Below are 25,216 nucleotides of genomic sequence, written 5' to 3' on the forward strand. Positions count from 1 at the left end.
ATTATGCCCACGGCCAACATTCTGAATCTCTTCGACCAAACGATCTTTTATGGCGCTCTAACCGTCGACAATGGTCGTATTGCCCGTATCGAACGACTCGGCCCTGAGCAGACTGGCGAACCGTATATATTACCGGGTTTCGTCGATGCCCATGTTCACGTCGAAAGCTCGCTGCTCACTCCTCCCCAGTTTGCCAGGCTGGCCGTGGTTCATGGTACGGTTGCCACTGTATCAGACCCGCACGAGATCGGAAACGTGTTAGGCGTTGCCGGTGTCGAATACATGCTTCGCGAAGCCGCGAAAGTACCCTTTAAGTTTATGTTCGGTGCTCCGTCATGCGTTCCGGCTACTAGTTTCGAAACGGCTGGGGCAGCCATCAGTGTTCGCGATGTACGGTATCTGCTTGGCCTTAAAGAGATTGGTTATCTGGCCGAGATGATGAATTTTCCGGGTGTTCTGCACGAAGACCCGGATGTTATGTCCAAGATTGCACTCGCCAATGCCTTTAACAAACCCATCGACGGCCACGCCCCCGGTCTGACCGGCGATGATGCGCAACGCTACATCGACGCGGGTATCAGTACTGATCACGAGTGTTTTACCTACGAAGAAGGGCTCGACAAGGCCCAGCGCGGTATGTGTATTCTGATTCGTGAAGGAAGTGCGGCCCGAAACTTCGAGGCTCTTATTCCCCTACTGGCCGAATTCCCGGAACAGATTATGTTCTGCTCCGACGACAAACACCCGGATACACTCGCGGAAGGGCACATTAACCAGTTGGTTTTGCGGGCGTTAGCCAAAGGCCACTCGCTCTGGAATGTCCTGCGGGCCGCCTGTCTGAATCCGGTTCTACATTATCGCTTACCTGTTGGTCTGCTGCGCGAAGGTGACCCCGCCGATTATCTTATCGTTGATAATCTGCAAAACTTCCAGATACAGCAAACCGTCATCAATGGTGAGATCGTTGCCCAGAATGGTACGTCTATGATTCCTGATTTACGGAGCGAACACCTCAATCAATTCAACTGCGCGCCAAAAACAGCAGATGAGTTTGCCGTTCATGCCGATTCTGAATCAGCCCTAATTCGCGTTATTGAAGCCCTTGATGGCCAGCTCATCACCAACGAACTCCATCTTGAACCCAAAATAGAGCATACGAAGATCGTACCCGATCGGGAGCGTGACATACTCAAACTGGTTGTTGTCAATCGGTACATGAATGTTCCGCCAGCCATTGCCTTCATTAAAAACGTTGGGCTAAAACATGGGGCCATTGCATCGTCGGTAGGGCACGACTCGCATAACATCACGGCGGTAGGCTGCGATGACGAGTCTATCTGCCGGGCCATTAATCTGGTTATCGACGCCAAAGGCGGGCTATCGGCGGTATCAGGATCACATCCGCACGAGCACGATGCAGAACTAATGAGCCGACGTGAATTTTTGCACATCACAACAACACCCGAAACACAGTTGCTTCCATTGCCTGTTGCCGGACTCATGACTGACGTAGATGGTTATGAGGTAGCCACTCAATATGCCACTCTGGATCAGTTCGCCAAACAAGTGTTAGGCAGTACATTAAAAGCCCCATTTATGACATTGTCGTTCATGGCCTTATTGGTAATTCCGGCGCTGAAGTTAAGTGACAAGGGGTTGTTCGATGGTAAAACGTTCTCTTTCACCCCTCTTCAAATTGTTAAATAAGGCCACAAAAAAATTTTATTTGCCATACCATTTTAAATTCAATTTATTATCAATATGTTTACAGACTTCTTTCGCGTTCCTCAACCTATACCTACCTGCTCATGCCTCGTTCCCGTACGCAAACCGGACCTGACGACGAAACTCTTTGGAACCAGTTTCGCAGTGGCGATGAAACTGCATTCGCCCGCCTGTATCAAAACTATGTTCAAACGCTCTACCATTATTGCGCCCATTTTGCAACCGACCGAGCGTTGATCAAAGATTGCATCCATGATCTGTTTGTTGAGCTCTGGAAACACCGAACAACCATCGGTCCAACAACATCAGTAAGGTTTTATCTGATGGCCTCGATTAAACGTAAATTAGTTCGTCACTTAACCGCAGAACAGAAACTAGTAAGCCAGGATGAAATAAGCAACGGTCGGCGAGTGGGTGATACCCTTCCCGGCGCAGACCCTTCTCACGAAAACCTGCTAATTGCCTTTGAAGAAGACTCTTACATGAATGACTGCCTGCATCAGGCGCTCGAAAAACTTCCCCGCCGTCAGCGTGAAGCCGTTCATCTTCGCTACTTTCAAAACATGAGTAATGAAGAAATTTCAAGCCTGATGCAAATCAATATCCAGTCTGTTTACAATCTGATTTTTGGCGCCATGAGCAATCTAAAGCGCTATATCACACCCGAAAACGTATCCCTATAACCCTGACTATTCTTAACCCCTGATTATTCCTAAACCTTTTCTGAACCCGGTAGCTACGCAAGTGGCTACCGTTTTTTGTATGTAACTTCGCCAGATGAATACGGACTCAACGCCACTACCCGAGCGGGTTCGCCCCCGCACCATCAACGAAGTTATTGGTCAACGTAAACTTATAGGCCCATCAGGCGCCCTGCGTCGGGCGGTCGATGCCGGACGATTGCCATCCATGATTTTATGGGGACCACCCGGCGTCGGAAAAACTACCCTGGCTCTATTGCTGGCCGAAGCCGTTAAACGACCATTTATCGCCCTGAGTGCCATCAATTCGGGCGTCAAAGAAATCCGGGATGTGCTGAGCCGCCCGTCGGGCATGTTTCCTCCGGTGGTCTTCATCGACGAGATTCACCGGTTCAACAAGAGTCAGCAGGATGCATTGCTGGGAGCCGTTGAGAAAGGTCAGATTACGCTCATTGGGGCAACCACCGAAAACCCATCCTTCGAAGTAAATAGTGCTTTATTATCGCGCTGTCAGGTTTACATTCTGGAGGTCCTTAGCCGCGACGAATTGATTCAGGTCGTGGATCGGGCTATTGAGCAGGATGCATTTTTGAAGTCGAAACAAATAACGGTCGAATCCTATGACGCCCTGCTTCGTTTGTCGGGTGGCGACGGGCGTAAACTGCTGAACCTTCTGGAACTGGTTGCTTCGGCCCACATTTCAACCGATCCGCTGGTTATTACTGACGAGGGTGTAACAACCGTTGCCCAGCAGAACATTGCCCGATACGACAAATCAGGCGAGCAGCATTACGATATCATTTCAGCTTTTATCAAGTCGCTGCGTGGTTCAGACCCCAATGCAGCTCTTTACTGGATGGCCCGGATGATTATAGCCGGTGAAGATCCGATTTTCATTGCCCGACGCATGCTGATTCTGGCGTCGGAAGATATTGGAAATGCGAACCCTACAGCCATGATCATGGCGTCGGAAGCGGTGCAGGCGATTCGAGCGATTGGCATGCCCGAAGGCCGGATTATTCTGTCGCAGGTAGCCGTATATCTGGCGACCTCGCCCAAAAGCAATGCTAGTTACGTAGCGATTGACGACGCCATCGCCCTGGCCGAACAGACTGCCCATCTGCCTGTGCCTCTCCATTTGCGGAATGCACCTACAAAACTGATGAAGCAAATCGGTTATGGCAAAGATTATCAGTATTCACACAATCACGAAGGTAATTTTGCCCAGCAGAACTTTTTGCCTGATGATTTGAAAGGCCATAAACTCTACGAACCCGGCCAGAATGCCCGCGAGGCCGAAATCCGCCGGAGTTTACAGAAATGGTGGGGAGAGTGGTATGGCTATTGAGTGACCAATAGTTGTTTTATTACATTTGTCCCATGCTCCTACCTTTTGCCGAAAAGGCCTATATTGACGACCAAAAGTTAGTTGATTACTGCTTATCCGAGACCCATATCACGGGAAAACATAAGGCCCGCGTTTTTAAATCAGTTCTGGGACTTACTGCAACCGATTACCTCTTACTTAAGGAGACGATTTTAACGGAAATACTGTTGAACGAGGTGCAAGCGGCTGGCCCAAATCAGCAAGGTGATTTATATACGGTAGATTTTACAATGACTCACCAGGAACGAACAGCTACAATTAGAACAGCATGGATTATTATATTTAATGAATCGTTTCCCCGATTAGTCAGTTGTTATATAAACGATTAGCGCAATAAATTATGGATTCGCCCACTTTATTAGATGTCGTTGTACTGCTCACCGATATTCCAGCCGAAAAATTGCGAAAAGGCAGTTTGGGAACTATTGTAGAGACGTTTGATAATGGAAATTTTCTTGTTGAATTTGCTGATCTAAACGGTGCTACCTACGCTATGCCTGTTTTGCCAGCTACTCAGCTATTGAAAGTATATCAGAAGCCCATTGCCGCTTAAATTATAACACCCGCGAGGCCGAAATCCGCCGGAGTTTACAGAAATGGGGGGGAGAGTGGTATGGCTATTGAGGAGCGAGATCAATTTGCCAAACTTAGCATTAAGCCCTGCAAATCCTGGTTTATTGACCGGACTGACGACTGGAGTTGATTCAGCATATTAGCCCGTGTATGCAGGTCGTCGGCCTGATAATTTCCGCCCGATCCAAAATATAACTCCTGTTGATCTTTAGCTGTTCCAGTCAGTACAAAACCCTGCCAGCGTTGGCGTGTATTGTGGCTGATAGATGTCTGACCGCCATTGCTGAATGATTTTTCGTTGAGTACATACCAGATGAGCGGTGGATAAACCGACGATTGTTTAGGCTGGTACCAAAGATCGGCCAGCAGATTCCGTTTATGCGCAAAGTAAACGGTCTTGTTAGACGAAAACGCGGCAAGTCCACCGGCTGTAGCACTGACCAGACCACCCGATATGCCCACAATCTTAGACGCGTTATCGGCCTCAATTAGTGCAGTCGCTACCGTTGTGATCGCACCGACAACGACCGAAAAAATTGTTAGTCGGCGAATGCGTCGGGTATCTTTCTGGTCCAGATAAGTAGCCAATTGATCGGCGCGTTCGCCTTCACAATCCAGTTCGGCCGCAAAGCTCGACAGCTCCGTCGATGCCAGCGATAAGCGTTGCTGGATTTGCTGTCGTTTTATAACCTGCTCTAAGCGTACATCCGTTGTAGGCACCCGTTTCACTAACTGATTCAGTTCCTGCAATAAAGGCAAAACGCCCGTGGCATTAGCCATGAGCAAATCATGTCGTGTATACCGGTTGGTCAGACTGGTATCAATCAGCAGAATAGAATCAATGTCGGGGCGGGGCAGGTAGGCCGGGTTGTAGGTATACTGCAAAACGGGAGCGCAGTAATCGCTCCCGAATTTTGTTTGCGGATAAAGTTCTTTCGTTGAACGACAGGCCACTAATAAACCAATCAAAGTGGCTACCAATGAAGCCTTTCCAAGCAAGGATTGCATACAAGTTGAACCAGAGGTGAGCTGGTAATTCTACTTGTTTTTGCGCTAAAATGCTACGGATTTCAAGCGTAGCCCCGTATCTTCGGGTAAGCCAAACACCAGATTCAGATTCTGAACAGCCTGACCAGCAGCCCCTTTGGTTAGGTTGTCAATGACACTTGTGATCAACAATTGCCCGTCATGGAGTTCGAGATGCAGAAAGCATTTGTTCGTATTCACCACCTGCTTTACATCTACGGCCGTATCGCTTACGTGCGTGAACGGGTGATTGGCATAATAAGTCTTGTACAAGGCTTTAGCTTCATCCAGCGTACCCGCAAACGGCGTATAGACGTTTGCCATGATACCGCGCGTAAAGTCCCCCCGGTAGGGTATGAAATTGATCGCGTGAGTAAAAGCCGGGTCGAGTGTTGTTAGACTCTGGCGGATTTCGGTCAGGTGCTGATGCGTAAATGCTTTATAAATCGAAATGTTATTATTGCGCCACGTAAAGCCCGTGGTTGGTACGAGAGCCTGCCCTGCACCGGTGCTGCCCGTAATGGCACTAACCTGAATGTCATTCAGCAAAAGGCTCGCTTTGGCCAAGGGCAGCAGGGCTAGTTGAATACTGGTTGCGAAACAACCCGGATTCGCAATTCGCGTGGCTTCCTGAATCCGTTCACGCTGAAGTTCGGGCATGCCATAAACGAAATCGTCGTGCTCATCGCGAAAATCGGTGCTAAGATCAATGACGGTAATGTCGTCCGAAATTTCATTTTCGGCCATGAACGTAGCGGATGCGCCATGCCCAGAGCATAGAAAAACAGCATCCAGCCCTTCCTGAGCCAATAAAACTGCCGGTTCTTCTCCCGAAAACGTCAGGTCCGTGTCACCCAGCAGATCGGTGTGGGTTACCCAAACGGGTTTTCCCGCCTGGCTTTTGCTATGCACAAAAGCTACGTTAACAAATGGGTGATTAATTAGAATTCGAAGCAATTCGCCACCCGTGTAGCCAGCTCCACCAATGATACCAACATTCAGTTCCATACTATCTTGCAGGGCCAGTTAATGCGTCTTCTAACCCGTAGTTCAATTGTTTTCCTGATTCTTCTCTTGAGCCTCGAGTCATACGCCACTGAAAAGAGATATCGTTTCCCCGACTAAACCATTAGCCAAGGATTCGTTTGTATAAGACAACGTGTTCTGCGGTGAATTTGTCCCATGAAAACAAGGTTGCCTGTTTTAACCCTTTTGCCGTCAATTCAGCCTGGATCGACGGTGACTTTACCACTGTAGTTATAGCCTGGCAAAGCGCATCGGTATCGGTTGGCGAAACGCGAATGGCGGCATCGCCCACAACTTCCGTAATGGCCGGTATATCAGACGTAATCACCGGCAGCCCGCATTGCATAGCTTCTAACGGTGGCAGGCCAAATCCTTCGTATAAAGAAGGATAAACGAATGCCGTTGCTCCACCATAGAGTGGAGCCAGCTCTTCGTCCTGCACGAAACCCGTAAAAATTAGCCGTGATGCTAACGCCGGGTTTTTACTGGCCTCTGCCATTATCTCGTCAAATTTCCAGCCTTTGGTACCGACCAATACCAGTCTCACATCAGCGGGCAGTTCTCCTCCATCGACCAGCTGACCAAAACAGCGAATGAGATGAGCAATATTCTTGCGTGGCTCCAGCGTAGCCAGACTCAGCAGATAGGGTTCATCGCCAATGCCTAACTTTTGCCGCACGGCCCGTTTTCGATCTTCATCGACGGCGGGATAAAACAGCGCTGGTGAAGCCGCCAGCAAAATCGGAACGACCCGCTTAGAATCGAAACCCGTATGCTCGCAGAAGTCGTCTTTTGTTGCCTGAGAAATGGTCGTTACCCAGGCATCGGCCGGAAGCGTCGCCAACACCTGCTTCACGGTTTGTTCGCCGGAAGTAAACCACTCCGGGTGTAAAATCGGAATCATGTCATAGACACTCTGCACGACTGGAATACGCTGATTTTTGCGCAGCACTTCAGGAGCTGGAAAAAAGGTAGCGTGGTATACGGAATTATCTGGCAACTGAGCTACCTCAAAACGCGACACCTCCCGCCCAAAGGCACGACGCGTCCGATAAGCCATTTCCCGAATAGCTTTAGACGGTTTACCATCTGGAGACAAAGGGCTCAGCAGGCTGTTTTCAAACCGTGCCAGCGACTGTTCGCCAGAGGCATTTGCAAACGACGGGACCCGGTTTCCAAACGCGGTTTGCGCATAGCGCATCGTTTCGGCCAGGTGTGTCGGTGCGGCTAATAGCAGATTAACGCCATCAGCCTGTTGCAGACCAGCAACTAACTGTTCAACAACGCGGCTGATGCCGGTTCGAGCCTGCCGGTGATAAAACCCAATACCCAGCGGGCTGGCGTCAAGAATTATGTTCACGGATTTTCTCGTAAATCATGACCTGATTCGAAGCTACCTTCGAGAAGCCCCGCACGTCGTCGCCCGTCCAGGCATTGTTCATTTCACCGTAACTACCAAAAACCGACGACATGAGGTCATAATCCGATTCGATACCCAGTACCTGAAAACGGTAAGGTGCCAGCTGCACATGAACTTTACCCGATACGTGGCCCTGAGTATCGCTCAGGAAGGTTTCGATGTTCCGCATAACGGGGTCCATAAACTGCCCCTCATGAAGCATCGTGCCATACCAGTTGGCGAGTTGCTCTTTCCAGTACATCTGCCATTTACCCAGCACGTGTTTTTCGAGCGTGTGATGCGCCTTGATCAAGATCAGCGGAGCCGGTGCTTCGAAACCAACACGACCTTTGATGCCGATGATGGTGTCGCCAACGTGAATATCGCGGCCAATACCAAAAGGCCCTGCCAGTGCGGTCAGTTTACGGATCGCATCAACCGGATTGGCAAACGTTTCGTCGTCGAACGTCGACCCGGCGATCGCCTTAATTTCACCATGCTGAAAAGTCAGCGTAATGGTTTCGGGTTCTGTTTTTGTGACCTGCGTAGGCCAGGCTGATTCGGGCAGGAATTGATCCGATGTGAGCGTTTCTTTGCCGCCAACCGATGTACCCCATAATCCTTTGTTGATCGAGTAAGCCGCTTTATGCCATTCCTGAACAACACCTTTCGCTTTCAGATACTCAATTTCGGCTTCGCGCGATAGGCGCAGGTCACGGATGGGCGTGATGATTTCGGCATCGGGAATAATGATCCGGAAGGCCATATCAAATCGCACCTGATCATTACCTGCTCCGGTCGAACCATGGGCAATGGCTGTTGCACCAATTTCCCGAGCGTACTCAGCAGCCGCAATAGCCTGAAAGATCCGTTCGGCACTTACGCTTAGTGGGTAGGTATTGTTCTTCAACACGTTACCAAATACCAGAAACTTCAGACATTGCTGATAGTAGTCATCTGTTTTTGATATAGTCGCGTGAGATTTTACACCTAACGAGTAGGCACGCTCTTCGATAGCCTTGATTTCGGCATCCGAAAAGCCGCCCGTATCGACCAGTACAGAGTGAACTTCCATGTCCCGGTCTTCGGACAAATATTTAACGCAAAAGGAGGTATCGAGGCCTCCGCTGAAGGCAAGAACTACTTTTTTCTGAGACATTTAGACATTGGACACCGGACACTGAACCGCTTTGGGTTTGCCTGTCCGCCATCAGGATAGTTTTGGAGGGGCAAATATCGGGCTTTCAGCGTTATGTTGCGCCAATGAATTTGTTATCGTTTTTAATTGGCGGTCAGATTAGCTGTTTTTAATTGCTTACGCATCAACTTTAATGTTTCGAAGTTCGATTCGCTGGGGAGTTGAATCGAAACGCCACTGTTCGCCATAGATCGATTTATACCCTATTTTTATGGGAATTTCCCCGCTTCCAATCGCTTCCGTAACGACTAGTTTACGGCTTGGTCTGGGCATAGAATATAATCATAACAGCACCAATAAACTCCCTGGTACTATTCGAACCTCGGCCTTCCCGTCGGGCAATGTCAACGGTTCGCCATCGGCATGAATGAGCAACGGTCCTTCGGCCTGAACAATAGCTTTCGTAATGGATCGGCCGCGCCAATAGGCTGATTGATCGATTGTTTTATTAAAAAGTCGCCAGGTTAATATACCGGTAGCCTGCGCCGGGAAAGGGCGTATTTCACATTGTTCCAGCCGCCCATCGGCAATATTGGCTTTAGGTGCCATCCAGGCATTGTTACCAAACTGACCGGCATTGGCAAACGTAAGCGAAAACAGTTCTTTTTCCTGACCATCGAGTAAAAATCGCGTCGGTTTATAAGCCCAGAATGCCCGAAATGCGGTTCGCATATAGGTAGGCAGACCACGAACGGCCTGCTGCGCAAACGCATGGGCAACATGAGCCTCGAAGCCCAATCCGGCGGTGCAGAAAAATGGATGCTCGTTGATTTCGGCGCTATCAATCACTACGGGTCTGCCGTTCAGGGCTCGTTCAACGGCTTTCATCGGATTGAGTGGAACGCCCAGATGCCGGGCCAGTCCATTTCCCGAACCGATCGGCACAATTCCCAGCGCGGTGGCCGATCGACGTAATGCCTGCGCCGTTTCATTAATTGTACCATCTCCGCCAATGGCTAATACCCGGCTAAAACCCCGCTGAACAGCGTCGGCTGCCAGTTCAGTTGCATGACCGGCATGGGCGGTCATGGCAACTTCGGGAGCATAACCGAGTGCCTCGGCCTTACGCAGAAACGCATCACGCAGCAAGGCTTTCTGCTCGGCAGTCGTTGTGCCCGACAGCGGGTTGATGATGGCCAGAACGGACGATAAAGTGGCCACTCAGGAAAAGAAAATAAAAAGTATGAGAATAAAAACGACAATAAAAACGTAGTACCAGCCATCCGAAAAAATATATGGCTTGTACTCCCTGTAGAATTTTCTGATTCGGTTCATAGAGGCATAATGCTGAATCCTTCTGTAAAGGTAATCAGTTTGTCGTATTCGGTCTTACAGGGCTTGTCCACCATTAACGGCCAGAACATGCCCATTCACAAATGAAGCTTCGTCTGATGCCAGATACAAATAAGCATAGGCAATATCCTGTGGTTCGCCGATACGCCGAACAGGAATAGTGGACACCGCCTGTTTTTTAACCTCTTCGGGCATAGCGTCGGTCATCGGTGTTCGGATGTAGCCCGGCGCGACTGCATTAGCCGTAATGCCTTTCGGACCGAGTTCTTTCGCCCACGACCGAACCATGCCAATGATTCCGGCTTTGGCAGCCGCATAGTTCGTTTGGCCAAAAGCCCCATGAACGCCGTTGATAGACGAGGTGCAGATGATCCGACCGTATTGCTGCTCGACCATATAGGGCGCAATGACTTTCGTACAATTGAATACACCCGTCAGATTCACATCAATAACCTGTTGCCATTCAGCAAATGACATTTTGAGCAGGGTTTTGTCGCGCGTAATACCGGCATTATTGATTAGAATGTCAATACGGCCGTATCGGTCAAATACCTCACGGGCAGCCGCTTCAATGCCGGGTACATCGGTCGTACTGACTTTCATAAAATCAGCGCGAAAACCCTGATTCCGCATCGATTGGGCTGTTGCCTCGCCTTCGTCAAGCAAATCCCAGATAATGACGGTGGCTCCTTCACGGCAGAATAAGTCGACAGCTCCCTGGCCAATACCCCGAGCCCCGCCGGTAATAATAGCAACTTTGTCCTGTAATCGCATGGCTTAGAAATAAACAATAAACTAAGTGTACGGTATTATGATTGAATAAATTCTATCAACGATCAATTATGCTAAATCTTGGTCTTTCTATTTATGTCTCTCCTGCTCAGATCTTGCGAAAAATGCAGTCAACGATAAAGCAATTCTTCATTCTTACCTTACTCAGTTTAGTTACGTTCCCCGCTTTCAGTCAACAGGCTACCGACCGGAGGGCGATTCTACTGGCTCTTAAGCAACAGACCAACGACTGGAACGCCGGACGAGTTGATCGGTTTATGAGTACCTACTGGCCTTCCGACTCGCTTACTTTTGTCAGCCAAACAGGCATCACTTATGGCTATATGGCTACACTGGCCAATTACAAAAAACGCTATCCAGACCGGGACTCGATGGGAACGCTTAAGTTCGACATCCTGCAAATGGATTTTCCGGCGCCCAACGTTGCTTACGTCATTGGCCGCTGGCACCTAAACCGGCCTAAGATCGGCGACAAGGGCGGTCATTTTACATTGCTCTGGCGTAAAATCAAAAAACGCTGGATTATTGTCAGCGATCATACGAGCTAAAAAACCGAACGAGCTAACTCACTCATTTACCCGTTCTCCTTTCCGCTCAGTCAGCAAAGTCGGTTCTTTCTTCGATATCCGGTCGCGTAGTTCGGTGACAGGTTTTTCAAAATACTTGAACAACAGCGTCGATAATCCCACTACCAGCACCCAGAAAATCGCCACTTTCAACCAGCCGACAGTAAGTGACGTTGTCGGAAAATGCTCAATAACTGTCATCATAATGGGCGTCAGATTGAGCAGGTACATGGAATACGAAATCAGGCTAATGTGCGTAATGGCGCGTGCGATACCAAAACGCGCCCAGCCACCACCAGCCATCCGCCATCCATCCATATACGGCATTACCAGAGCCATACTCAGCCCAATAAATGGGAAATAAAACGTTCGCTTGTAGAAAACGTAGGCAGGGTAAATGCCCGAGACCACATAGAACCGCAGAATATAGATAGACGCTGAAAAAGCAGCCAGTACCGTTAGAATAATGCCGACGGTAAGCAATCGTTGCCGGACTTGCTGACTAGTCCACTGAGTTGGAAAATACTGCTTGGCATAAGCGGCCAGTACACCGTATGAGATCGCATCCAGCCGGGCCAGAACGATGCCCCGATAGCCCAGTTCACCCGCCGAAATAGGCACTTGCAATGCCGTAATGAAGCGATACAGATTTGTTCCGATTATGACAAACAGGATCGTTACCAGCACAATGCGCTGACGTGGCCAACGGGCAGGTAACACCAGGTGCATGATCCATAATACCAGCGGCAGGGTAATGTATGACCACTCTTCAATCGCCAGGCTCCATGTTTCCGGGAAAAAATCAGGAACGAAACTGGCAAAATTTTGAAGGAAGAAAAAATACTTGATCAGTATCCCTTTGGCGGGCAATGTATGGTGTAGTCCACTGCGCCACGCGCGCAGCAGCGTAATAGCAATTAACCCACCCAGAACCAGGTAGTAATTGGGTAACGTGCGAAACCACCGGCGCGTCCAGAAATTAAGGAGCAAATCGCCATCGAAACGACCTTTTTTTTCGTACGATCGAATCAGGATACCGCCGATTAAAAAGCCGCTTAACACAAAGAAAAGCTCTACGCCATCGGGGATAAGCTGATGCCAGAATGCGCCACTATAGTAGTCACCCAGAGCAACTCGTGCATGGGCGTCGACTACAACCAGGATCGCGATTGCCCGCATGACATCTAACCCAAACACGCGCTTCGTCTGGGACGTGTTGAGGGAAAACAGGTTTTTAAGCATAATTATCCGCGAAGGTACGGGAGAATAATGAATGATAAATGGCGAATGATTTAGAGGTACGTCCCGAATTTTACCGACTTTTGTTTCATTATTCCAGGGCTTTGGCTAGGAGCCGTGCCACGGTTTGTTTACGCATCACTAGCAACCGTGGCACGGCTCCTAGCCAAAGTAAGTCCTATATTCATTACTCATTATGATTCCAGAATTCGCACTAAACGCCGTTCATCAGTATGCTTTCCGGTTTTCGCAAGCCGAGGTAGCCGATTTTGCCCGAGTTACGGGCGATAATAATCCGCTTCACCTCGACGCTGACTTTGCCGCGACAACGCCTTTCAAACGGCCCATTATTCATGGTATGCTCGGAGCAAGTGTATTCACCAAAGTACTCGGCACCGAATTTCCGGGCTACGGATCGGTTTATCTGAGCCAGACCCTGGAGTTTCTGCGTCCTATGTTCGTTGATACCGACTATGAAGCCACATTTACGGTACAGTCGATTGATGCAGCTAAACATACAGCCCAGATTTTAGGCGAGATTCGCGATGTTCAGACCAAAAAAGTGACGACCCGCGGAATCGCGACCCTGATGCACCGCGAAAAAATCGTATAGTAATCGATCAAATAAAACTCCCTCGCCAGATCCATGCCTGACGAGGGAGTTTTATGTTCGCAAAGAGACCCGACTATGCTTTTTCAGCATTGTTCTTGGTGTCCTGAACTTCCGAACGAATGGCTTGCGCCAGCGTCTTCAAATCCTGCATCCCTTTCCGAACACGAGTACCGGCAGCCTGGTTATTCTTCTCGTAGAACTTTTCAAAATCGCCTTCCAGCGACATAACCAGATTTTTTACTTCATCGAAGCGAGCCATATCGATATGTATGGGTTTAAGTGTGAAAAATGCCCAAATTCCGCTAAAAACGCGGTTTTCGGCTGAAATTTAGTCATTCTCCCATACAGCGCAATAGGTTAGCCAAAAAAATAACAAAAAAATGCAACTTTTTGACAAAAACCCTACTCAGTGGCTGCTTCAGCCGATACTTCCAGGGTTTCTGGAGCGATTTGGGTCGTTTTTTGCTGGTACTCGCCTTTAGCCAGCTTTTCAGCTACTGCCGAGAATGCTTCGAGTGTATAGTGTACATCGTCGAGCGTATGGGCAGCCGTTGGGATGATTCGCAGCATAACGATCTCTTTCGGCACTACCGGATAAACAACAATTGAGCAGAAGATCCCATGATTCTCCCGCAAGTCACGGATCAGAGCGGTAATTTCCGGAATACCCCCCTTCACATTCTGTAGCAACACGGGCGTTACCGGCGATTGGGTATCACCAATGTCGAACCCACGTTCGCGCAGACCGTTTTGCAACGCCCGCACGTTCGTCCAGAGCTTTTCGCGAAACTCGTCGGAGTTCCGGATCATTTCGAGCCGTTTCAGGCCACCCACCACATAAGGCATCGGTAAGGCTTTGGCGTACGTCTGCGACCGCATGTTGTACTTGAGGTACATGATGATGTCGTGGTCGCCGGCGATGAACGCGCCAATAGCTGCCATCGATTTGGCGAACGTCGAAAAATACAGATCGATACCATCCTGGCAGTCGAGCATTTCGCCAACGCCCGCGCCGGTTGCACCCATCGTACCGAAGCCGTGCGCATCGTCGACCAGCAAACGGAAATTATACGTTTTTTTGAGTGCTACAATCTTGTCAAGGCTACCCACTTTACCCGACATACCGAACACACCTTCCGTAATGACCAGAATACTGCCGCCTTTCTCAGCCGCTTTTTTTGTAGCCCGCTGGAGATTTTTCTCCAGGCTAGCCATGTCATTATGGTTAAACTTGTAGTACTCGCCCATCTTGGCTTTGTGAAGCCGGATACCATCAATGAGGCAAGCATGGCACTCGGCGTCGTAAACGATCACGTCGCGGTGATCAACAACAGCCTCAATGGCCGACATAACGCCCTGATAACCGTAGTTAAGCAGGAACGCATCTTCTTTTCCAACAAATTGAGCTAGTTCTTTTTCGAACTGTTCGTGGAGATCGCTGTTACCCGACATCATCCGGGCACCCATCGGGTAAGCCAACCCCCATTTCTCAGTTGCTTCCGCATCGGCCTTACGAACCTCGGGGTGGTTAGCCAGCCCCAGGTAATTGTTCAGGCTCCAGTTGAGCATATCCTTGCCCTGGAAGCGCATATGGGGACCAAGTTCGCCTTCAAGTTTGGGGAACGCGAAATAATGGTGGCCGTTGAACTCGCGGGATGGCGAGCCGATTGGGCCTAGATTGGTGCGCAGTTTCTCAAATAAATCCACTTTTTTTTATTGTTTAATGGGCTAATCCCTTCTTTTTTACGCGGTAAGTGCAAAAATACGCTTAACTTTTGGGAGTACAAATTCATCCCCGAAAATTCAGTTTTATAATCGTTTTGTTACAATTGCTTTAATTTGGGAAGATCTTGGACAATAGACTCTGGATTGTAGCCAACCAATTACAGCCAAAAATCCAGCGTCCAGACTCTATTACCCTACATCCTTTATGCCTACCATCCAGAAAATTCTAGTGGCCAACCGGGGTGAAATTGCCCTCCGAATCATGCGTACAGCCCGGGAAATGGGCATTCAAACGGTAGCCATTTACTCCGAAGCCGACAGAAATGCCTTGCATGTCCGCTATGCCGATGAAGCAGTTTGTGTAGGCCCGGCCCCCTCATCCGAATCCTACCTGAAGGCGGATACGATTATTGAGGTTTGCCGAAAACTAAACGTAGATGCCATTCACCCTGGCTACGGTTTCTTATCCGAAAATGCGAATTTTTCACGGATAGTCCGCGATGCAGGTCTACTTTTTATTGGGCCTTCACCCGAAAGTATTGAAGTTATGGGTAGTAAACTGGCAGCCAAAGCCGCTGTGGCCCATTATAATATTCCAATGGTTCCGGGAACCCCGTCGGCCATTACTGACCGCGATGAGGCCAAAGTGATCTCCGCTCAAATTGGCTATCCGGTACTTATTAAAGCCAGTGCAGGCGGGGGCGGTAAAGGCATGCGTGTGGTCGAAAGCGAGGCCGACTTCGATGAGCAGATGGACCGGGCGGTTAGTGAAGCCCTGTCGGCCTTTGGCGATGGATCGGTATTCATTGAGAAATACGTCACCTCGCCCCGGCACGTCGAAATTCAGGTATTGGGCGATCAGCATGGGAATATTATTCACCTCTTCGAGCGGGAATGTTCGGTGCAGCGCCGTCATCAGAAAGTGGTAGAAGAAGCGCCGTCGGCTATTCTAACGCCCGAAATCCGTAACGCAATGGGCCAGGCCGCTGTCGACGTAGCCCGTGCCTGTGGCTATTACGGAGCCGGAACCGTCGAATTCATTGTGAATGATACGCTCGATTTCTATTTTCTGGAAATGAACACGCGCCTTCAGGTGGAGCATCCTGTTACGGAACTCATCACAGGCGTCGATCTGGTGAAGCAGATGATTTATATCGCTGAGGGCAAACCGCTGACCATCCGCCAGGAAGACCTACAGATTAAAGGCCATGCGGTCGAAGTACGCGTTTATGCCGAAGACCCGGCCAATAACTTCCTGCCTGATGTTGGTACACTCGATACGTACATTCGGCCACAGGGCAATGGTGTGCGGGTTGACGATGGTTTCGAACAGGGTATGGCCATTCCGATTTATTACGACCCGATGATTGCCAAACTCATTACCTACGGCGACTCGCGCGACGAAGCCATCCGGAAAATGATCCGGGCCATCGATGAATACCAGATTTCGGGCGTTCAGACGACGCTGCCTTTCGGTCGGTTTGTGATGGAACACGAAGCGTTCCGATCCGGCCAGTTCGATACGGGTTTTGTGAGTAAGTATTTCACACCGGAGAAACTTGCGACACCGGCCAATACAACCGAATCCGCATTGGCAGCTGTTCTTGCCGCCTACCTACTGGAAAATACGAAGCCCAAAGCAACTCAGTCAATGTCGAACGGCACGGCAAGTGGCACGAAAAAAAGCCAGTGGAAAGCAAATCGATTGGGGTAATTTTCAGGTATTGTAGTCAATCAAAATGCCGTCAGTTCCATCTCGCTTTTGAGTTCAACATCAAAAGCAGGAACAGGCCATATAACAAACACGGCACCGCTGGTAGTAACAGAATAATCTTGGCCAGAACTCCATATTGATGGGCCTGTAGCCAATAGCTGGCAATCAGAAGCGATGCGAAACCGCTTAGAATCAGAACCCAGGTCCCTGCATTAGATGATGAAATCGTACTGTCAGCCAGGCCAATAAAGAAGAAGTAGACAAAAACCAGAGAGATTATCGCATCGATACTCCATAAAATCCAAAAGAGATACATGGTTTAGCCTTGATTAAATAGCCAGGAGGCAGGCCATTGTTTTGGCAGGCAAATTGGCCGATATACTACTGACAATCAAGCCGAAGTTCATAACTGGTAGCGATCGACGAATAACTAACGGAAGAACTATTTCAGGAGACTTCTGGGTATACTTGTAAGCCGCGATCGAGTACAGTAAATGCTCGATCACGGCTTACAAGTATACGAATTATTGAATTTAGCTAATCGGCAGAGTGGCCGAAAAGCACGATCAGAATTTTAATGTCAATTCAGCAACGTATGGCTGATGCGGTGGCGATTCAGTCAGTCTGCTTAATAAAATATTGGTCAACGCTTCCCGACCTGTCTCCCAGCGGCAGTGGACATTAACCTCCCGAACAACCTCCTGCTCTTTAGGCTGGTTTGCTGCTGCATAATAGTCAGACATTCGGGCCGTCATTTGGCTTACCACAACCTCGATAGGTCTTTCTAAAATTACATCTGGCTTAGATTGGGCGATCTGAATTAGTGCACGAACCATTGAGGTCGTATAAAAGGCACAATCAATGTCCTGGTGTCGTACGGGCACACCATCATGAAGTCGCTGAAGTTTAACGCCACCATCTTCCAGAATCGCCGAAACCGGGGAGATTCCGTCTGGCTGTGGGAAAACCGCATCTACTTTTCGCTTGAACGAATTCCACCAGGGAGGAATCCCCGACGGATTCAGTGTATCGCAGAAGATAATGCGCTGTGGCCTGCCAGGCTGTTGAGGCTGCATGATCAGCAGTGCAGCCCCCAGGTGCCGGTCGTCTGCTGCATGACGTCGTTGGATAACGAAGCAGTGCGGTTCAGCTACTTCGTCTTCCTGTAGGCGCTCGGTCATTTTTTTGACCATACGAAGCGAATCTTCCATGTACCCTTCCGTAATGACATGAACCGGCAACGATGAAGCCGGGGAAACGGCGCTACGAAGCTGTCGAGCCAGAATGGTCAGCGCTGTCTGATCGGAACGCCGGGTTCCGAAATAGACCCCAATATCTTCTCTCCTGTGATCTGGATGCATCTCCGCAAGTCCGATCGTGTCGCCGTAAACGCCATGCCGGCTTGGAGGGCTATACCGAAATGGTATTTCAGCTTGCTCGCGCTGTAGGGCCAGATTGTAGATTCGCTGCTCAAATTTGGCAAATAAAGGCTCATAAGCATCCCCCTGAAAGTAGACTTCAGTAACGGGCCGGAGTAAATGGTGGGCAATAGCTGGCTGTTCCAGCAAACACTCCAATGCCTTATTCGTGTGTTTAAAGAAGTTATAAAGGGCACCGTTCTCAATGAACTCCTCAAGACTAGTCTCGTTGTTCAGATTTTGGGCAGCTGATAAACCTGAATTATCTTCTATCCAATCGCGCAGAAACTGCTTTACTGACTCATCAAAGGCAAAGTTGGCATCAATCGCCAGCTCTTTGGCACACCCTATTTTATTAAGCGTTTTGCAAACCACCGGATCTGTGACCCGAACAATTTTTTCCATAGATGAAACTACGTGATACTATAAGTGCGCCAGGCTGCTTTTCGTAAGCAGTCAAAATAAGAAATTCAGGATTTGTTGGGGGGCAAACTAAACAGCTTTTCAACGTGCCTTGCGGAGCGTTTCCAGCCTTATAAATCGTTTTCATCAGGGCGATTTATAAGGGCACAAGTTACTTAATTTTTGCGGTAAAAAGTAAACATTTACCTGATCAAATTTTGCTTAACCAGTAGGGCAATAATTTTCATATATTGAGCAGACTGCCACAGCTCAAAAACATCACTGAATACACGAATCGGTGGCTCTAGCTGGACACACTAGCGTATAAAAAAACACGACCCGCCAGAGCGGGCCGTGTACAAAACAGGTTGTAATGTCCTTTTTTAAACAGATTGTAGTTACATTCCCTGGGTAGAGAATTGTACTTTATCTACGGCAAACAACGATTTCTGTTTAGCATCAGGGTTTACAAAAATCAGGTACAATTTGTGAACGCCCTGAACCGGTTGACGGAATGGCAAACTCACGGGCCCCATTGTTCCCTGTTTTACATCGGCTTCTCCCAATAACGTGCCAGTAGGAGAATCCAGCCGTGCTTCCAGTTTTCCACCGACAACTTGCTCATTCGAAGCAAATACGGTTGGGGTAAGTCCCTGAATACCGGTCAAATCAACATCGTTAAACGCCAGAAAGCTTCCCGATTGCGTACCGATGGCAGCTGGGCCTATCTTTGGAATGTCGTACTCAAAGATATTCTGTTTTACATCGGCCGAAACCGCTTTCACCAGGGGCGACCGCAGAGCCAGTGTTGTTGAACCCGTGTTTGGACCAATGTCGCCATTGCCCCGGTCGGTATAGCTGGCCGTAAGTACGTAGGAGCCATCTTTTTTCTGCTGAGCAGGCACGTAATCGCCCGCGAGTGGCTGCCGGTTAGCAGGCTTCTCATTTGCCAGCGACAGAATATAACGAACCATATCGGTGGCTTCGCTTTCTTTCAACTGTGGGTGCGCGCTCATTGATTGCTCACCCCACACACCGCCACCGCCACTGATGATTTTGCGGGCCAGTTTTCCTTCGACCTGAAAACCACCTTTGTATTTTTTGGCAACGTCGATATACGCAGGTCCGATTGATTTTTTATCGATCGAATGGCAGGCTTTACAATCGCTCAGTTCAAGTAAACGCTTTCCGGTAGCTGAACCCGTGTTGGCCTGATGCCCCTGAGCCAGCATTGTTTTATCAAAGCCTTCGAGGTAATCGATCGTTACCGTAACGTCTTCAGGGCTGATTCCCTTCTGAAGGGAACCATCTTCCTTGTCAACAACCTTTACCGCGTATTTGACGGGTTTATTTGGGAAATAGAAGGTTCTGTTCCCAGCAACAGCGACCTCAACTTTGGGTTCATCGTTGCCCACTTTAATATCCATTGCTTTTGTAGCCGAGTTTCCGGCAGCATCAGTAACCTTCAACATGGCGGTATAAGTGCCGGGCTTACTGAAGGTCACGGTCGGGTTCGCGGTTGCCTGCCTGGGCAATCCATTCCCAAACGACCATTCGTATTTGAGCGCATCATTGTCGTAATCCATCGACCCTTTCGAATCGAACTTCACAACCAGCGGAGCCGCCCCAACCAGTTTGTTCGCACTGGCCATAGCAACTGGTTTGCGATTACCAGCATTATAGGTAATGCGTGATAAGCGTGCATCAGCATTGGCGGCAAACCACTGCTGACCGTATTCGAGCGTGTAAAGCGATCCATCGTTAGCAAACTGCATATCGATCACATGCGAGAATTTCGTGCTGGGCAAAAAACGCTCCATCTGCACAAAATCGCCGTTTTCTTTCATCGTGACGGGGTGAATCCAGTCTCGCATCCAGTCGTAGGCAAAGAATTTTCCGTTATAGGCACGCGGAAATTTAACGGGTGTTTCCGGATAGTCGTCGTAATAGTAGACAGGGCCACCCATAGCGTTACGGCCACCCTTCCCGACGATCTCACCAAATTCCGGCGAATCAGCATAGGGGTAGTAGATAAATGCTTTTTGAGCCGGCGGCAACTCGCGCAGACCAGTGTTGTTGGGCGAATCGTTTATGGGCTTCTGTGGATCGAAAAGAGGCCCTACGGTGCTGTCGGCAAAGGTACGTGTGTGGTAAGGGCGGTTGTCGGCAACAAATAAAGGCCAGCCGAAGTACCCCGCCTTTCGGGCCTGATTGATTTCGTCGTGACCACGAGGACCGTACTTTTCGCTGTTGTTACCAGCATCTGGGCCAACTTCACCCCAGTACAGAAAACCCGTCCGCTGATCGACCGAAATACGGTACGGGTTGCGGTTGCCCATGACGTAGATTTCGGGGCGAGCCTTGGGGTTTCCTTTCGGGAATAAGTTACCTTCAGGAATGGTGTAAGTGCCATCTGCTTCGGGGTGTATCCGCATGATTTTACCCCGCAGATCATTGGTATTACTCGACGTCAGACGAGCATCCCAACCGCTACGACCTGGCCGTTCATCAATGGGAGCGTATCCGTCGGAGTTAAAAGGGTTCGTGTCGTCTCCCGCCGACAGATAGAGGTTACCCTTCCGGTCCCAGGCAATCGAGCCACCCGTATGGCAGCAGCCGTCGCGTTTTACCGGAATGGTCAGTAATACTTTCTCCGTATTCAGCAGTAGTGTGTCTTTAACATCATCGTAAACAAAGCGCGACAGGTGCTGGGCCGTATCGGCAACCGAATTTCCGGTCAACGGAGAATAGTAAGCATATACCCACTTGTTCTGTTTGTAATTCGGATCGATGTTTAAACCCATCAAGCCGTATTCGAACTTGGTAAATACCGGAAAGTTGGCAACTACTTTAACCGATTTTTTCTGAGGGTCCCAGAGTTTAAGAGCGCCTTTGCGTTCGGCAAAAAGCACCTTACCGTTGTCAAGCACGACCAGCTCAGTTGGTTCATCGAGATTGGCCGTCAGTACCTGCCGTTCGAAACGGTTTTCTTCGGGATAAGGCTGTGTTTTTGCCTGACCGAATTTGAGGCTGGTGGCCATTACCGATTTGATACCACCCAGAATGTGCTGCAAAAATAGCGGATCACTATAGGATTCATCCGTATGCCCACCACCCGTGTAGAACGCTTTACCGCCGTCGAAATCGTGGTGCCAGATAAATGGGTGATTATCGCCATTTTTACCGCCTTCGTAGGTTTTTTCATCCAGCTTACCCAGTACTTTCAAATCAGGCTGAATATTCTTGTAGCTATACCACTCATCCCACCGTTTCCAGCGGTCGGGTAGCATTTTCGTTGATGGGTGATTTTTGTCTATAATCTCAATTTCGGCGTTTTGCTGTTTAGGATGGCTCAGGAAATAAGCCCCAGCCAACTGATTATACCACGGCCAGTCGTATTCTGTATCGGCGGCTGCGTGAATACCGACGTACCCTCCGCCTGCCTGAATGTATCGCTGAAAGGCCGCCTGTTGGGCATCATCGAGTACGTTACCCGTCGTGCTAAGCCAAATGACGGCACTGTATTGCTTCAGATTCGCTTCATTGATTTTGCTGGCGTCTTCGGTCGTGTCGACAGCAAATCCGTTTTCCTGACCAAGTTTCATAATAGCTACCTTACCGACCGGAATCGATGCGTGACGGTAGCCTTTTGTTTTCGAGAAAACCAGCACCCGGTTAAGGGCAACAGGTGCCTGAGCCGAAGTCGTTGCTGGTTTGGTGGCTATGTTGCGCTTAGCTGTCGTTTGCGCCATACCAGGCACAGAAGCAGCCAGCACGCCCGCCAGCAACATCGCGCGGGAGGGGAGCCGGAAGTTTTTCATAGAGATTCGGGATTTTTGCAGATTGGTTAGGTAAAAACAGCCTGAAAGAAAATCAAAGGTTAACTTATTCGATTATTCGATTGTCTTTTAGTAAGAAGCAAAAGTAACGAAAAACCTAACGCTATAGTAGATATCTCCGCTCGAATTAACCGATCAGTGAACCGTTAATCAACCTTTTTAAATACGGCTATTGGCTTGCCCTGTTGTAGTAAAATCAGCTTCCCTTCACCAACCTGATACGCCAAGGGGAGCAACAGACTGGTCAGGAGTTTTGCCTCGATCGTATTCACGTCACCAGCACAGGCCATTTTGGTTGTTGCCAACGGCCCGAACCGAATCAGCCGACTATCGGCCCGTACGCTCCCATTCAGCCGATTGCAGCCCGTTGTGCCCGTTACGCACCCTTCGGTGAGCGAAATTTCCAGGCGGGGAGCCTCGCTTTTCGAGCTATTCGTTGTAATGCGTTGACCCTGCAAGTCCGTCAGCACCCAAATGTCCTGTAGGAGTGCGACTCGACGCAGGGAAACACCACACCCCAAATAATTTTTACCCCGTAGATCGACTTCAACGCGATAATCGAACCGTTGACCCGATAGTTTATCGACACAGCTATCGAGCGCGAATAGTACTTTAAGGCGCCCTGACTCAACGGGCGCATCAAAACGAAAGGAACCATCTGAATCAGCCTGGCGCTCCGGTACTGGTATGTTCAGGCTATCGCCAGCCATCGATTTAAACCGCAGCGTATTTTTCGAGGAGTTAATGGTCAATGACCAGGAAGGCTCGTTGCCTACGGCCAGAAGTTCGTCGCCTGCCTTCAGGTGCGTGGTATAATCAGCTATTTCGGACTGATTCGTTGGCGTAAACATAGCGGCCAACTGTTTGGAAGGACGGCGGCAGGATGCGAAAAGGAGTAAAACGCTGAGCAGAATGAGTCGCATGGCAAATGGGTATAAGAGCCTTATCAGCAGAACAATCTTAAGAGCAGATTCCTTTTAAACCCTGGCTTTTCCAATCGAATGGCCACATGAAATCAGTCGGCCAAACTCAAGCTCAACCCAGCTATACTGGTTACTCTGATCGGGTATTTAAAAATTCATTCGTGAAGTGTTCTTTATGCCTGGGTTTTGCAAATTTTCCGGCGTTATAAGTACTCGAATTACCCCTTGGAATCGATAAGGATGTCCAGTTATCGTCACAAACCATTTTACCAATAAAAACGATCTGGCCAATGTGATACGGATAATGAGCCAGTTGTCTATTAATGGCTTCCGTTACGGTATGGCCCATATTCCGAATATAGATTTCCTTTTCCAGATCCTCATTTGTTAGGGAACCAATCGCATTCAGCAGGCAGTCCCAGCCCTGATTCCACTTGGTCAGCAGTTCTTCTCTCGTCGCAATATCGTTATCAAACTCGGCCTCCCGGTCCCGCCACTCTTTCTCGCCATCCGTTGTCAGAAAATCGGTCCACCGGGAGAGCATATTGCCCCAAAGGTGTTTGACAATGGTAGCAATGCTATTGCTGGCCTCGTTATATTGCCAGAACAGCTGTTCGTCCGAAACCTGAGAAAATGTCTTTTCGCCGAGCAGTTTATAATACTCAAACTGTTTTCGTGCACTTTCAAGATAGTCCGAAGTCATTGTTTTGCTATTTGTTTAAGACATTAGGACTTTCGCTTCGAGCTGTGCCACCGCACGGCGGACCGTGGTTACTACTGATGGATAAACTAACCGTGGCACGGCTCGAAGCGAAAGTCCTAGAGATATATAACAACAAACTTTCAAAAACGGGATGTCTGCTGTAGCCTGATCGGAGCAGTGTCCAGGCCCGACTCCAGCAAACATCCCGTTCCGGTTAGTTTTTCACACTGCTCAGGTAAGTCTTGTTACCGTTCTTATTAATGTAGTATTTGCCTCCTCTTGGGCCAATGTAAACTGTTGACCCGTCTGGCCCTTTCGTGGCTTTGTCGACGGGAGCTTTGTAGTCGGCAGGAGTCGCTTTTTCTTCTTTTGGCAACTTTGCGACCTTTTCATCGGCATTTTTCTTCGCCGACTTGCTCATTTTATCGTCTTTCAGTCCAGCAACCTCATCGGCCTTTTTCGATGCTTTAGCCGTTGCGTTATCAGTTGTAGCGGCTCCATCCGCAGCGACCTTTTTAGCGGCTTTGGCTGCTCTGGCTTTTGCCATCCGATCCTCTACAGCTGCTTGTTTAGTGGCATCAGTCGATGCTGATTTCTTTTCCTCTTTAGCCGCTTTCTTCTCGGCTTTCTTTGCTTTTTTAGCCGCTTTATCAGCGTCGGTCATGGTAGCCTCTTTAGCGGCTTTCTTTTCTGCTTTTGCCGCTTTTTTTGCTGCCTTTTCATCGTCGGTCATGGTTGCTTCCTTGGCTGCTTTCTTCTCAGCTTTGGCAGCTTTCTTAGCCGCTTTATCAGCGTCATTTAGCTCTTTCTTAGCCTTATTTTTACCCGGCTTTTCGTCCTGAGCCACACCGTTAAAAGCGACTAAAAGGCTGAGTACAAGGCTCAGCATAACGAACGTCTTTTTCATAATGACTAATTAGAATTTGTTAGAAAAACACTGGATTAAGGGTATTG

Annotated in this window: 24 protein-coding genes; 8 read left to right on the forward strand and 16 right to left on the reverse strand. The window is 49.0% G+C overall.

Annotated features, from left to right (window positions below; all coding sequences use genetic code 11):
* Positions 1-3: 3 nt before the first annotated feature.
* The 5 genes from ade (at position 4) to GJR95_RS13840 (ending at position 4,366) form a co-directional block, all read left to right on the forward strand.
* Positions 4-1,707 carry an adenine deaminase gene (gene ade, locus GJR95_RS13825; RefSeq protein ID WP_162386424.1) on the forward strand — a complete coding sequence of 568 codons (1,704 nt, stop codon included), beginning with the start codon at positions 4-6 and terminating at the stop codon, positions 1,705-1,707.
* Between the two features lie 101 nt (positions 1,708-1,808).
* Positions 1,809-2,408 carry an RNA polymerase sigma factor gene (locus tag GJR95_RS13830; RefSeq protein ID WP_162386425.1) on the forward strand — a complete coding sequence of 200 codons (600 nt, stop codon included), beginning with the start codon at positions 1,809-1,811 and terminating at the stop codon, positions 2,406-2,408.
* Positions 2,409-2,502: 94 nt separating this feature from the next.
* Positions 2,503-3,774: a replication-associated recombination protein A gene (locus tag GJR95_RS13835; RefSeq protein ID WP_162386426.1), complete on the forward strand. Its 1,272-nt coding sequence runs from the start codon at positions 2,503-2,505 to the stop codon at positions 3,772-3,774.
* 32 nt (positions 3,775-3,806) lie between these two features.
* Positions 3,807-4,142: a DUF6883 domain-containing protein gene (locus GJR95_RS42100; protein WP_232541184.1), complete on the forward strand. Its 336-nt coding sequence runs from the start codon at positions 3,807-3,809 to the stop codon at positions 4,140-4,142.
* 11 nt (positions 4,143-4,153) lie between these two features.
* Positions 4,154-4,366 carry a DUF4926 domain-containing protein gene (locus tag GJR95_RS13840; protein ID WP_162386427.1) on the forward strand — a complete coding sequence of 71 codons (213 nt, stop codon included), beginning with the start codon at positions 4,154-4,156 and terminating at the stop codon, positions 4,364-4,366.
* Positions 4,367-4,446: 80 nt separating this feature from the next.
* Here GJR95_RS13840 and GJR95_RS13845 read toward each other — a convergent pair whose 3' ends face one another.
* The 7 genes from GJR95_RS13845 to GJR95_RS13875 form a co-directional block, all read right to left on the reverse strand.
* Entirely contained in the window at positions 4,447-5,394 is a 948-nt protein-coding gene (locus GJR95_RS13845) for a hypothetical protein (RefSeq protein ID WP_232541185.1), read from the reverse strand.
* 45 nt (positions 5,395-5,439) lie between these two features.
* On the reverse strand, positions 5,440-6,420 hold the full coding sequence (gene argC / locus GJR95_RS13850; RefSeq protein WP_162386428.1) for an N-acetyl-gamma-glutamyl-phosphate reductase: 981 nt from the start codon (positions 6,418-6,420) through the stop codon (positions 5,440-5,442).
* Between the two features lie 121 nt (positions 6,421-6,541).
* The gene (locus GJR95_RS13855; RefSeq protein WP_162386429.1) at positions 6,542-7,798 is read right to left on the reverse strand and encodes a glycosyltransferase family 4 protein; all 1,257 of its coding nucleotides are present in this window, start codon (positions 7,796-7,798) and stop codon (positions 6,542-6,544) included.
* Positions 7,782-8,996, reverse strand: coding sequence for an argininosuccinate synthase (locus GJR95_RS13860; protein ID WP_162386430.1), 1,215 nt, complete (start codon positions 8,994-8,996; stop codon positions 7,782-7,784). Before GJR95_RS13860 ends, GJR95_RS13855 begins: the two co-directional genes overlap by 17 nt.
* Before the next feature lie 156 nt (positions 8,997-9,152).
* Positions 9,153-9,308: a hypothetical protein gene (locus GJR95_RS13865; protein WP_162386431.1), complete on the reverse strand. Its 156-nt coding sequence runs from the start codon at positions 9,306-9,308 to the stop codon at positions 9,153-9,155.
* Positions 9,309-9,317: 9 nt separating this feature from the next.
* Positions 9,318-10,196 carry a diacylglycerol/lipid kinase family protein gene (locus tag GJR95_RS13870; protein ID WP_162386432.1) on the reverse strand — a complete coding sequence of 293 codons (879 nt, stop codon included), beginning with the start codon at positions 10,194-10,196 and terminating at the stop codon, positions 9,318-9,320.
* 168 nt (positions 10,197-10,364) lie between these two features.
* Positions 10,365-11,102 (reverse strand): beta-ketoacyl-ACP reductase, encoded by a 738-nt coding sequence (locus tag GJR95_RS13875; protein ID WP_162386433.1) that lies wholly within the window; start codon positions 11,100-11,102, stop codon positions 10,365-10,367.
* A 68-nt stretch (positions 11,103-11,170) separates the two neighbouring features.
* Here GJR95_RS13875 and GJR95_RS13880 point away from each other — a divergent pair, with 68 nt between their 5' ends.
* Entirely contained in the window at positions 11,171-11,668 is a 498-nt protein-coding gene (locus GJR95_RS13880; RefSeq protein ID WP_394369991.1) for a YybH family protein, read from the forward strand.
* A gap of 18 nt (positions 11,669-11,686) precedes the next feature.
* Here the strand turns inward: GJR95_RS13880 and GJR95_RS13885 are convergent, their stop codons facing one another.
* Positions 11,687-12,928 carry an acyltransferase family protein gene (locus tag GJR95_RS13885; RefSeq protein WP_162386434.1) on the reverse strand — a complete coding sequence of 414 codons (1,242 nt, stop codon included), beginning with the start codon at positions 12,926-12,928 and terminating at the stop codon, positions 11,687-11,689.
* A 193-nt stretch (positions 12,929-13,121) separates the two neighbouring features.
* On the opposite strand from GJR95_RS13885, the gene GJR95_RS13890 reads away from it, so the two are divergent.
* The gene (locus GJR95_RS13890; protein ID WP_162386435.1) at positions 13,122-13,538 is read left to right on the forward strand and encodes a MaoC family dehydratase; all 417 of its coding nucleotides are present in this window, start codon (positions 13,122-13,124) and stop codon (positions 13,536-13,538) included.
* A 73-nt stretch (positions 13,539-13,611) separates the two neighbouring features.
* Here the strand turns inward: GJR95_RS13890 and GJR95_RS13895 are convergent, their stop codons facing one another.
* Positions 13,612-13,797 (reverse strand): histone H1, encoded by a 186-nt coding sequence (locus tag GJR95_RS13895; protein WP_162386436.1) that lies wholly within the window; start codon positions 13,795-13,797, stop codon positions 13,612-13,614.
* Positions 13,798-13,940: 143 nt separating this feature from the next.
* Positions 13,941-15,245, reverse strand: a complete 1,305-nt coding sequence (locus tag GJR95_RS13900; protein ID WP_162386437.1) for an aminotransferase class I/II-fold pyridoxal phosphate-dependent enzyme — start codon at positions 15,243-15,245, stop codon at positions 13,941-13,943.
* Between the two features lie 223 nt (positions 15,246-15,468).
* On the opposite strand from GJR95_RS13900, the gene accC reads away from it, so the two are divergent.
* Positions 15,469-16,977 (forward strand): acetyl-CoA carboxylase biotin carboxylase subunit, encoded by a 1,509-nt coding sequence (accC, locus tag GJR95_RS13905; RefSeq protein ID WP_162386438.1) that lies wholly within the window; start codon positions 15,469-15,471, stop codon positions 16,975-16,977.
* A 31-nt stretch (positions 16,978-17,008) separates the two neighbouring features.
* Here accC and GJR95_RS13910 read toward each other — a convergent pair whose 3' ends face one another.
* From GJR95_RS13910 to GJR95_RS13935, 6 genes are all read right to left on the reverse strand, one after another.
* On the reverse strand, positions 17,009-17,293 hold the full coding sequence (locus tag GJR95_RS13910; RefSeq protein WP_162386439.1) for an osmoprotectant transporter permease: 285 nt from the start codon (positions 17,291-17,293) through the stop codon (positions 17,009-17,011).
* 250 nt (positions 17,294-17,543) lie between these two features.
* Positions 17,544-18,800: a hypothetical protein gene (locus GJR95_RS13915; protein ID WP_198424842.1), complete on the reverse strand. Its 1,257-nt coding sequence runs from the start codon at positions 18,798-18,800 to the stop codon at positions 17,544-17,546.
* Between the two features lie 395 nt (positions 18,801-19,195).
* Positions 19,196-22,618: a ThuA domain-containing protein gene (locus tag GJR95_RS13920; RefSeq protein ID WP_162386440.1), complete on the reverse strand. Its 3,423-nt coding sequence runs from the start codon at positions 22,616-22,618 to the stop codon at positions 19,196-19,198.
* Between the two features lie 164 nt (positions 22,619-22,782).
* Complete coding sequence (locus tag GJR95_RS13925) at positions 22,783-23,559, reverse strand: META domain-containing protein (RefSeq protein WP_162386441.1); 777 nt, start codon at positions 23,557-23,559, stop codon at positions 22,783-22,785.
* Between the two features lie 130 nt (positions 23,560-23,689).
* Positions 23,690-24,262: a DUF1572 domain-containing protein gene (locus tag GJR95_RS13930; protein WP_162386442.1), complete on the reverse strand. Its 573-nt coding sequence runs from the start codon at positions 24,260-24,262 to the stop codon at positions 23,690-23,692.
* A gap of 214 nt (positions 24,263-24,476) precedes the next feature.
* Positions 24,477-25,169: a hypothetical protein gene (locus GJR95_RS13935; RefSeq protein WP_162386443.1), complete on the reverse strand. Its 693-nt coding sequence runs from the start codon at positions 25,167-25,169 to the stop codon at positions 24,477-24,479.
* Positions 25,170-25,216 lie beyond the last annotated feature (47 nt).

Origin of the sequence: Spirosoma endbachense, from assembly GCF_010233585.1 — a bacterium.
Classification (GTDB): Bacteria; Bacteroidota; Bacteroidia; order Cytophagales; family Spirosomataceae; genus Spirosoma; species Spirosoma endbachense.